Source organism: Microlunatus aurantiacus (assembly GCF_039536605.1).
GTDB lineage: Bacteria > Actinomycetota > Actinomycetes > Propionibacteriales > Propionibacteriaceae > Microlunatus > Microlunatus aurantiacus.
This window is the reverse complement of the sequence record NZ_BAAAYX010000019.1, coordinates 25,199-34,501: the sequence shown is the minus strand read 5'-3', so window position 1 is coordinate 34,501 and position 9,303 is coordinate 25,199. Positions and strand designations below refer to the sequence as shown.

Annotated in this window: 12 protein-coding genes; 4 read left to right on the top strand and 8 right to left on the bottom strand. The window is 69.2% G+C overall.

Translation table 11 applies throughout. From position 1 onward, the window contains the following. Positions 1-107: 107 nt before the first annotated feature. Genes ABD714_RS18385 through ABD714_RS18375 form a run of 3 tightly spaced genes read right to left on the bottom strand, consistent with a single transcriptional unit; the run spans position 108 to position 2,833 of the window. Entirely contained in the window at positions 108-932 is an 825-nt protein-coding gene (locus tag ABD714_RS18385; protein ID WP_344813902.1) for an alpha/beta fold hydrolase, read from the bottom strand. A 60-nt stretch (positions 933-992) separates the two neighbouring features. Continuing rightward, on the bottom strand, positions 993-1,805 hold the full coding sequence (locus ABD714_RS18380; protein ID WP_344813901.1) for a TIM barrel protein: 813 nt from the start codon (positions 1,803-1,805) through the stop codon (positions 993-995). Further along, complete coding sequence (locus ABD714_RS18375) at positions 1,802-2,833, bottom strand: Gfo/Idh/MocA family oxidoreductase (RefSeq protein ID WP_344813900.1); 1,032 nt, start codon at positions 2,831-2,833, stop codon at positions 1,802-1,804. Before ABD714_RS18375 ends, ABD714_RS18380 begins: the two co-directional genes overlap by 4 nt. A gap of 115 nt (positions 2,834-2,948) precedes the next feature. Between ABD714_RS18375 and ABD714_RS18370 the strand changes: the two genes are divergently transcribed. After that, positions 2,949-4,037 (top strand): LacI family DNA-binding transcriptional regulator, encoded by a 1,089-nt coding sequence (locus ABD714_RS18370; protein ID WP_344813899.1) that lies wholly within the window; start codon positions 2,949-2,951, stop codon positions 4,035-4,037. Here the strand turns inward: ABD714_RS18370 and ABD714_RS18365 are convergent. Beyond that, on the bottom strand, positions 4,031-4,315 hold the full coding sequence (locus tag ABD714_RS18365) for a hypothetical protein (RefSeq protein WP_344813898.1): 285 nt from the start codon (positions 4,313-4,315) through the stop codon (positions 4,031-4,033). The genes ABD714_RS18370 and ABD714_RS18365 overlap by 7 nt on opposite strands. A gap of 141 nt (positions 4,316-4,456) precedes the next feature. On the opposite strand from ABD714_RS18365, the gene ABD714_RS18360 reads away from it, so the two are divergent. Further along, positions 4,457-4,798, top strand: coding sequence for a hypothetical protein (locus ABD714_RS18360; RefSeq protein ID WP_344813897.1), 342 nt, complete (start codon positions 4,457-4,459; stop codon positions 4,796-4,798). A 9-nt stretch (positions 4,799-4,807) separates the two neighbouring features. Then, positions 4,808-5,092, top strand: a complete 285-nt coding sequence (locus tag ABD714_RS18355; RefSeq protein ID WP_344813896.1) for a hypothetical protein — start codon at positions 4,808-4,810, stop codon at positions 5,090-5,092. Positions 5,093-5,139: 47 nt separating this feature from the next. Here the strand turns inward: ABD714_RS18355 and ABD714_RS18350 are convergent, their stop codons facing one another. The 3 genes from ABD714_RS18350 to ABD714_RS18340 are packed head-to-tail and all read right to left on the bottom strand — an operon-like array spanning position 5,140 to position 6,759. Further along, complete coding sequence (locus tag ABD714_RS18350; RefSeq protein ID WP_344813895.1) at positions 5,140-6,204, bottom strand: cation diffusion facilitator family transporter; 1,065 nt, start codon at positions 6,202-6,204, stop codon at positions 5,140-5,142. Continuing rightward, on the bottom strand, positions 6,201-6,578 hold the full coding sequence (locus tag ABD714_RS18345) for an ArsR/SmtB family transcription factor (protein WP_344813894.1): 378 nt from the start codon (positions 6,576-6,578) through the stop codon (positions 6,201-6,203). The genes ABD714_RS18350 and ABD714_RS18345 overlap by 4 nt, the downstream gene beginning before the upstream one ends. Before the next feature lie 52 nt (positions 6,579-6,630). Then, positions 6,631-6,759, bottom strand: coding sequence for a hypothetical protein (locus tag ABD714_RS18340; RefSeq protein ID WP_344813893.1), 129 nt, complete (start codon positions 6,757-6,759; stop codon positions 6,631-6,633). A gap of 420 nt (positions 6,760-7,179) precedes the next feature. On the opposite strand from ABD714_RS18340, the gene ABD714_RS18335 reads away from it, so the two are divergent. Next, positions 7,180-8,712 (top strand): LCP family protein, encoded by a 1,533-nt coding sequence (locus tag ABD714_RS18335; protein WP_344813892.1) that lies wholly within the window; start codon positions 7,180-7,182, stop codon positions 8,710-8,712. A 137-nt stretch (positions 8,713-8,849) separates the two neighbouring features. Here ABD714_RS18335 and ABD714_RS18330 read toward each other — a convergent pair. Next, the coding region (locus ABD714_RS18330) for a hypothetical protein (RefSeq protein WP_344813891.1) at positions 8,850-9,303 on the bottom strand (454 nt) is incomplete at its 5' end.

Genomic DNA, 9,303 nt, shown 5'->3' with positions numbered 1-9,303 from the left:
GGACATCCTTCCGAGGCCGAAGCCCCTGATCTCGGATGTCCGTCAAACCGGGTCACTCCCAGGGCCTCCGAGTCCAGCGACGCCTTAGCGGTTCGCCGACGCTGGCCCTAGGTGGTGGGAGGCTCGCTTTCAAGGCAGGCAGCAACGAACGCCGTCAAGTCGGAAGCCACCCGCGCAGGTTGCTCCCACAGCACGAGATGACCGGTGTCGGGATAGACAACCAGCCGCGAACCCGGGATCGCGGCGGCGAGGGCACCAGCGTCGGACCGGGGCAGCAGCTCATCCCGTTCCCCCCAGATGATCAGCGTGGGAGTGCGGATTGTTCCTGTCTCCGTCGGAGGGGTCGCCTCGGTGAGTCCAGTCAGCGCCTGCCGCCAGACCCGCGCCGGTGTGGTCACGCCGTCGTCGACGCGGGCCGCGATGTACCACTCCGGGACATCATGTAATCGTGGGAACCAGGTCAGTGAGTCCTCCACCCAGGTGCGGTCGATCGGATCGGTCAGCTGGTCGACCTCGTCGGCGAAAGGCGGCCGACCGTGCAGGCTGCGTGGCGCACCGACCAGAACGAGGCCGCGCACCCGCTCCGGGCTGGTGATCGCTACCTGCTGCGCGACATACCCCCCGCTTGACGATCCGACCAGAACCGTGGCGGCCAGTCCCATCGCATCCAGGAAGGCGGTCACGTCCCCGGCGAAGTCGGAGAGTGAGTACGCATCCGCCGGTTTGTCGCTGCCCCCGTGGCCCCGCTGATCCATCGCCAGAACTCGGATCGTGGTGGGCATCAAGGGGAGGAGGCGGTCAAAGCAGCCTAGGGACTCACCCCAGGCATGCAGGAGAACCACCGAAACGCCCGCCGAGTCCCCCATGTCGACATAGCGAACGGTTACCCCGGTGCTGAGGTGAATTGCCTGACCAGAGCGGCTGACCCTCATCCCCGCATCGTAAGGCCGTCCGGACGTGCCGGCCCCGCCCCGTCGTGGCAATCGGCGAGGTCAACCAGCGTGTCCCTCGAAGGCGGATCGGAAGCTCTCCAGGGCCGCGAGGGTGTCGGCGGACGCCCAGGCTTCGAGAGCGACGACACCGGTGTACCCGAGCCGGTCGAGGGTCGCGGCGACGGCTGGGTAGTTGATCTCCCCCGTGCCGGGCTCGCAGCGGCCGGGGACGTCGGCGACCTGGATCTCGCCGATCCACGGCAGCGCCCGCTCGACCAGCTCGATCAGGTTCCCCTCGCCGATCTGGGCGTGGTAGAGGTCGAGGTTGAGCCGCAGATTCGGGTGGTCGACCGCTTCGACCAGCGTGAGGGTGTCCGCCGCCCGAGCGAAGGGAACCCCGGTGTGGTCGACGGCGGTGTTCAGGTTCTCCAGGGTGAACGTCCGACCCGCCTGCTCGCCGAGCTCGGCCACCGCGGTCAACGTCCGAGCGGCGGTCAACCACATCTGTGGAGAGGCAGCGTCGCTGGCCACCACCGGCAGCCCGCGGTCGTCGAGACCCGTGCCGTGCAGGTTGAGTCTCGGGCACTGCAGCTGCTCGGCCACGGCCAGACTCCGTCGGGCGGACGCGAGCAGGCGCTCGGCGCCGTCGGGGTCGGCCAGCGTGCCGTCGACGTACCCGGTCATGGACGAGAACGTCGCTCCGGTGGCCGCCAGCTCGGCGACGTCCTTCCTGGTCCAGTCCCAGATCTCCACCTCGAAGCCGAGGTCGGCGAGCCGCCGGACTCGCTCGACGAACGGCAGCTCGAGGAACACCATCTCCGCCGACACCGCGAGCCGGACCCCGCTGCTGCCGGCCTCCGACGCGGTGCTCACGCGCCGACCTCGCCGAGCTGCACCGGGCGGCCGAGGCGAACGGACTGAGCGGCGGCCAACGCGATGCCCAGCGCGGCTCGCGCGTCCTGACCGCCGACGGGCACGGGGTCGAGGCCGCGGACCACGTCGGCGAAGACGGCCAGCTCCTCGACGTACGCCCCCGCCAGCAGCTCCTGGTCGCTGCGGGCGGTGGCGGCCACCCGCCCGGACGACCCGGAGAAGACCATGCCGTCCACCCGGCCGTCGCCCATGGTGGCCATGCCCTTCGCTCCGAAGACCTCGCCCCGCACGTCGTAGCCGTAGGCGGCCTCGAAGCAGGCCTCCGCCACCCCGACGGCCCCGTTGTCGAACCGTACGGTGACCACCGCGGTGTCGAGCAGACCGCGGTCCCGCCACGACGGCTCCACCAGCGCATCGGCGACCGCGAACACCTCGACGGCTCGCGCACCCGGGTTCAGGAAGGACAACGTGTCGAAGTCGTGGATCAGCGTCTCGTTGAAGATCGTGTCGGGCGCCACCCGGGCCGGGTCGAAGCCTCCGGGATCGCGCGTCACCGACCGCAGGAGTCGTGGTGTGCCGAGGGTGCCGTCGTCGATCAGCCGCCGGGCCGCCGCCCAGTCAGGGACGAAGCGTCGGTTGAAGCCGACCTGGAGCACGACCTGGGCCTCGGCGACCGCTCCCAGCGCGCGATCGAGGTCCGCCAGGGTGAGAGCGCCCGGCTTCTCGCAGAACACCGCCTTGCCCGCCTGGGCCGCCGCCACGATCAGCTCGGCGTGGAACCGGGCCGGAGCGGCAATCACGACGGCGTCCACCGTCGGATCGGCGAACACAGCGGCCGGATCGGTGTACGCCGCACTCGCTCCGAACGCCGTCGCCATCCGACTGGCCGCCCCTGGAGCCGGATCGACCACGGCAGCCAGCTGGACGCCGGGGATCCGGTAGGTGAGGGACTCCGCGTGGAACGAGCCCATCCGCCCCGACCCGATCAGCGCGACCCGCACCGGCCGACCGTCATCGTCTCTCACCATCACGACCTCCCTCACTCGAACCTAGAACGTTATAGGCCACGAGTATGGCGGTAGGGTCGTCGCGTTGACAAGCCCCATGCCTAGAACGTTCTATGTCCACCGCTACGGTGGCCTCGTGGCAGCGAGATCGCAGTCAGAGTCCGGCCGACGGGTCACGTTGGCCGACGTCGCTGCGCGGGCCGGCGTGTCGGTGCCCCTGGTCTCGATCGTGATGCGAGACGTGGCCGGGGCGAGCCCGGAGAACCGCGCGCGGGTGCGCCGCGCCGCCGAGGAGCTCGGATACCGACCCGACAGCCGCGCACGCCTGCTCCGGCGCAGTCGCAGCCAGCTGATCGGGGTCGTCTTCGGCGTCCAGCACGCCTTCCACGGCGACCTCGTCAGTGGGCTCTACCCCGCGGCCGAGGCGCTCGGCTACGAGCTCACCCTCAGCGCCGTGACCCCTCACCGGGATGAGCGCCGCGCTGTCGCCGGTCTGCTGCAGGACCGCTGTGAGGCGCTGATCCTGCTCGGGCCGGAGCTGCCGACGTCCTCCCTCGGCCAGCTCGCGGCCACGATGCCGGTCGTCGTGCTCGCCCGGTCCGTGCGACACCGCGACGTGGACGTCGTGCGCACCGACGACGCGGCGGGCCTCCACCAAGCCGTCGACCACCTGGTGGGACTCGGTCATCGACGGATCGCCCACATCGACGGTGGCCGTGCCCCGGGGGCCGCCGAGCGTCGCAGCGGCTACCTGACGGCGCTCGCGGGGCACGGGCTCGCCGATGCCGACCTGATCCTGTCCGGTGGGCTCACCGAGGACGACGGAGCCGGCGCCGCCCGGGCCTTGCTGGACCTACGACCGCTGCCGACCGCCGTCACCGTCTTCAACGACCGCGCCGCCACCGGAGTCCTCGATGTCCTCCGTCAGAACGGACTGGCGGTGCCGGGGGACATCTCCGTCACCGGCTACGACGACAGCCGGCTCGCCCGCCTCTCCCACGTGGCCCTGACCACCATCCGCCAGGACGCCGCGGCGCTCACCCACGCTGCCGTGGCCCGCGTGGTCAGCCGACTGGATCACGAGACGGTCGACGTGCGGGAGCAGGTCCTCGCGCCGGAGCTGATCATCCGGCAGACCACCGGTCCGCTGACGACGGCGGCGGTCACGGCTCCACGTGGTGGACGTCCCGACACCCCGGCAGGTCGCCGTCGGTCGACTCAGTAGCTGCGGCCGCCCGGGCTGAAGTTGATCATGCATCCACCGGGGAGCGGGCGGATCTCGAAGGCGTTCTCGAAGTCGAGCCGGTCGTCGGAGGAAACGGGATGGATCTCCTCGGGGATGGGGTAGTCGCGGAGCTCTCGACGGGTGGGGTCGGGCGGCACGGGCGGTGGTGCCGCTGGGCGGGTGCTGCTCGGCTTCACGGTCCTTACGGCCGCCCGCAACGGCTCGCCGAGCGGCACCTCGGCACCGCAGGTGGCACACACCCGGCCGGTGCGGTTCACCCCTTCACACAGTCGGCCGATGGGAGTGTCGATGGGGTTGGTGGGGCAGGCGGCGGTGCTGGTGAGTTTCCCGGTCGGTGCCGCGGTGCCGCGGTGCTGGGGTCGTTGGTGGCGGTGTGGCGTCGGCCCGGACCCAGGCTGATGAGCGGGGTGCAGCATTTCGCTGCCGGGGTGGTGATGGCGGCTTTGGTCGGGGAGGTGATGCCCGACTTGCGCCAGGAGGGCCGGCTGCCGTGGGCGGTGGTCGACTTCAGTGTTGGCGTGGTGGTGATGTTGTCGCTGGGGGCGTGGGGCCGCAGGCTCGAAGACCGCGACCGTGCCGTGGCCAGGACCGCTGGTTACGTGCTGCCGGTGGGGCTCGACCTCGGCGACAGCATTCTTGCCCGGCCTGATCCCTGCCCCTGCGGCAATCAGGCGCCAGCGATCCACGTGACCGGACGCACCGCCGACATCCTCACCTTCCCCGCCGCCGCCGGGGACTAGGAGTCCACCGTGCGGGTCGCGCCCCTGGCGTTCGGCTCCCTGCTCGGCCGCATCCCCGAGGTCGCCACCTTCCAGCTCGAGCAGACCGCATCAAACCGATTGCTGGTCCGGCTGGCCACCACGCCCGCCTCCGGCCCCGCCCTCGTCCAGCAGCACGTGCAGCGCGAGATGCGGCGCCTGCTCGCCAGCTACCACGTCGAACACATCGGCGTCGACGCAGACAACCGGCCCCCGTTGCAGGCGCCCGGCGGGAAGCGCCGCACAGTGATCCCCTACGGTGCCGGCACTGGATGAAACCTCGAGCGATACCCCCGTCCAACGGGCTGCTGTTGGGGTTGGGGCTAGTGGTGGTCGCTGCCGTTCGGATGGGCGGCTGGGGTGAGCCGGACTGTGTCGAGGCGGGGCAGCCGGTGGCGGAGCAGGTCGGCGGCCTGGTGCTCGAGCTCGTGGAACTGTCCGACGGGCATGGTCGGGTCGCTGCTGACGGTGGCTTCGACCATCAGCCGGTGCCCGGACCAGCGCATCCGTAGATCATTGACGGTGTCGATGCCTGGAACTGACGCGACGGTCCGCTTGGCGGTGTCGACCAGTCCGGGGTCGACGCCGTCGAGGAGGCGGCGGCCGATGTCGCGGCTGGTGCCGATCAGCAGCACCACGATGGCGGCACTGATGAGCAGGCCGACGATCGGATCGGCGAGCGGGAAGCCGAGCCAGATCCCGATCACGCCGGCCACCACGGCCAGCGAGGTGAACCCGTCGGTGCGGGCATGGACGCCGTCGGCGACCAGGGCCGCGGAGCCGATCCGGCGTCCGACCCGGATCCGGTAGACCGCGACCAGCTCGTTGCCGGCGAACCCGATCAGCCCCGCGGCCAGCACCCAGCCCAGGTTGGTGACCGGCAGGGGCTCGACGAACCGGCGGATTGACTCGACCCCGGCCACCAGCGCGGAGATGGCGATCATGGCCACGATGAACAGGCCGGCGAGGTCCTCGATCCGGCCGAAGCCGTAGGTGTAGCGGCGACTGGCAGGGCGGCGGCCGATCACGAACGCCACCCACAACGGCACTGCGGTCAAGGCGTCGGAGAAGTTGTGGACGGTGTCGGCCAGCAACGCGACCGAGCCGCTGATGATCACCACCACGACTTGCAGCAGTGCGGTGAGCCCCAACAGGCCGAGGCTGACCTTGACCGCCCGAACTCCTAGCTGGCTGGCCTCGAGCGCGTCGTCGACTGAGTCGGCCGCGTCGTGACTGTGCGGCACGAACAACCCGCGCAGAAACCCCTTCAGACCGCCTGCATGTTCATGATCAGCATGGTCGTGGCCAGCGGGGTCATGGCTGTGCACGTCGTCATGACCGTGGTGGGCGTCGTGGTCGTGGGGATGACCCGTCGAGCTGGTGGTCATGTGGGGTCCGTTGGCGCGGTCCGGTGGTGCCGGGGTTGGCCGAGGGCGTGCTCGGCCTGGTGGACGGCGTCGGTGACCAGCTGGGCGGCGTGCTCGTTGGCCAGCCGGTAGAACACCCGGGTGCCGTCGTGGCGGGTGGAGACGATCCGAGCCAGCCGCAGTTTCGCCAGATGCTGCGACACGGCGGCCGGGGCCTTGTTGACCGCGGCGGCGATCGTGTTGACCGGCAGCTCACCACCCCGCAGCGCGAGCAGGATCCGCACCCGCGTGGGATCGGCCAGCATGCTGAACACCTCCACGGCCAGCTCGACGAACTGGGCATCAACTAGCTCGCCTGTCGCGGCATCCGGAACATGCTTCATACGTGCATCCATGCGCGGATAGTAGACAACAAGTGGTAGTGGCCACAGCTTCAGTCGCCGCTGGTCAGTTGGTGCGCTGGGCGAGGTGGTAGGACGTGGTGCCGGTTTCGATGACGTTGCTGACGGAGATGAGTCGGTCCACGATCGACTTGGCGGGTGAACCCGACCAGCGCCGCCGAGGATGCGAGGACACCAGTAAGGATCGCGACGAGCTACCGTTCGTCGTCCCCGAGGACCTTCGACGACGCGCACGTTGAAGGACCGGAAGGCGCCCTTCACGCCGGCGCGTCGTTCTCATTTCTTTGTAATCGCCTGGGTTTGTCGGAGGCCTGGCCTTGGAACGAGGATGGAGCCGCCGAAGGTGCGGCGGGGCGGGCGTAGGGGACGGGGGACAGTCCCACAGATCTGAGGCCGAATCGTCGTCTGAACCGCACCGGCATTCCTGAGACTCTCCGGACACACCGTGCGGTTGAGTCTGATGCAGCGGAAGTGATTGTTGCAGGGCGCTGTGCTGAGCACGAAGGTGCCCGTCTTGCCGCACGGGGGTCGCACGATGCCACGACACACTGTCAGTTCCCGGTCTGCTTCTACGTTGCCCCGTAACGTAGAACACATGCCTTTCAGGGGGACGCATCTGCCGGCGCCGTCGTGGCGCACTGCGCAGCAGCACAGCGACGCGATCAAGCTCCGCCGGGCGCTCGGCTTTGTCGGGATGAGTCTCGTGATGCCGGGCTCGGCACAGCTGGCTGCCGGCAACAGGACCATCGGTCGGATCGCGATCTGTACCTGGGCGACGGTCTGGGCGTTGGTGGTGGTGCTAGGCCTTGGGGCGCTGGCCTGGCGCTCGGGCGTGCTGAGCCTGTTCACCACTGCGACCGTGCTGGTCGTGCTGCAGGTGCTGTTGGTGGCCCTCGGCATCGGTTGGGCGCTGTTGCTTATCGACGCGTGGCGGCTTGCCCGGCCGCCGGAGTTGGCCCGTCACCATCGATTGGGGTTCGCCGGACTGAGCGGTGTGCTGGCCTTGACGGTGGTCGGGAGTCTCGTCGCGTCAGCGTCGTTTGTGTCGTCTCAGCGCAGCTTGATGACCGAGGTCTTCGCCGGTGGCGGGGAAACCAGGGCGCAGGCTGGCCGGTACAACATTCTGCTGCTCGGCGGCGACGCGGGGAAGGGCCGGACGGGGTTGCGGCCCGACAGTCTGACGGTGGCCAGCGTGGACGCCGAAACCGGCCGCACGGTGTTGATCAGCCTGCCCCGCAACATGGAGGACGTGCCCTTTCCGAAGGGGTCCCCGATGCGCAAGAAGTTCCCCAAGGGATTCGGCTGCGACGACGGCACCTGCATGCTGAACGCCGTCTACACCTACGCCAGCACCCGCAAGGGGCTCTACCCCGACGATGTCAAGGACCCTGGCGTCCAGGCCACCAAGGAAGCCGTGGAGGGCGCCACGGGACTGTCGATCAACTACTACGCGATGGTCGACCTGAAAGGCTTCGAGGCCCTGATCGACGCCGTGGGCGGAGTTCGGGTCGATGTGAACCGGCGGGTTCCGATTGGTGGCGGGACGAGCAGGATCTCCGGCTATATCGACAAGGGCGACAACCAGCTGCTGGACGGCAGGCGTGCGTTGTGGTTCGCCCGTTCGCGGTCGGAGTCCTCCGACTACGACCGGATGGCTCGGCAGAAGTGCGTGATGAGCGCCATGCTTAATCAGCTGGACCCGCTGACGGTGCTGTCCAACTTCGATCAGATTGCTGCGGCTGGCAAGGAGATCGTGAAGACCGACATCCCGCCGAGCAAGATCGACACGATGGTGGAGCTCGCTCTTATGGCCAAGGCGAAGCCGATCTCCAGTGTGGCGTTTGTGCCGCCGGTGATCTACCCGGGCAGCCCGGACTTCGCGAAGATGCACAACATGGTGGCGAGCAAGATCACCGCGTCACAGGCCAAGGAGAACACGTCCGCACCGTCGACCCCGACGGCGACCGAGCCGGCGTCCACCGTGCCAACGACTCATCCAACCTCTCCCGGGTCCGTGCCGCACGGCACTGCCACGACCACGACCGCGAACAGCAAGAAGTCACCGGCCGTGACGCTGAAGCCCGGTCAGCAGACCGAGGACCTGGAGTCGGTCTGCTCCACCAGCTGAGGCTGGCCCATCACACACCCCCCTCGGGAGACGGCGACCTGTCTGGCTAATCGTCAGGGTCACCGGGAGGGTGGCGAGCGCTCAGGCCGGGCCGATGCCTGCGCTGACCCACGATGCCAGCCGTTGGGTGGCATCCCTCATCCAGGCACAGCTCGCGACGCTGTGGACAGTCCGCGGAGCAGCCGGTCGGCGGCACGCCCCGGTGCTGCTCGGAGCCGAGAGTTCCACCAGCGCGGTCGGTCGAGGGCGGCATAACGGACGGAGAAGCGCTCGTCTGGGCCGATGACGGCGAGGTAGCGGACCAGCCTGTCGATGTGGTGGGTCTGGTAGGTCAACCGGTCGCTGAACTCGTAGTACTCCAGGAGCGGGTGCAGGATGACCTGGCACGGCCGGCTGTCGCAGATCCGTTCCAGCGCCGTCGGCGCGTAGGGGATGCCGTCGATCACGGGGGCCAGGAGGATGGCGTACATCGTGCCGTCGACCTCGAGCTGGTCCAGAGCGCCCCTGATCATGCGAGCGGGGAGTTCAAGTCCGTAGTCGTCGCCGCCGACCTCCGCGACAGCCCCCTCGGCGGTCAACGACCAGACCCCG

What these genes read in the sequence shown, in the direction of transcription:
- ABD714_RS18385 (WP_344813902.1), bottom strand. Translation starts at nt 932, where the DNA reads ATGAGGGTCAGCCGCTCTGGTCAGGCAATTCACCTCAGCACCGGGGTA.
- ABD714_RS18375 (WP_344813900.1), bottom strand. Translation starts at nt 2,833, where the DNA reads ATGGTGAGAGACGATGACGGTCGGCCGGTGCGGGTCGCGCTGATCGGG.
- ABD714_RS18360 (WP_344813897.1), top strand. Translation starts at nt 4,457, where the DNA reads ATGAGCGGGGTGCAGCATTTCGCTGCCGGGGTGGTGATGGCGGCTTTG.
- ABD714_RS18350 (WP_344813895.1), bottom strand. Translation starts at nt 6,204, where the DNA reads ATGACCACCAGCTCGACGGGTCATCCCCACGACCACGACGCCCACCAC.
- ABD714_RS18345 (WP_344813894.1), bottom strand. Translation starts at nt 6,578, where the DNA reads ATGGATGCACGTATGAAGCATGTTCCGGATGCCGCGACAGGCGAGCTA.
- ABD714_RS18335 (WP_344813892.1), top strand. Translation starts at nt 7,180, where the DNA reads ATGCCTTTCAGGGGGACGCATCTGCCGGCGCCGTCGTGGCGCACTGCG.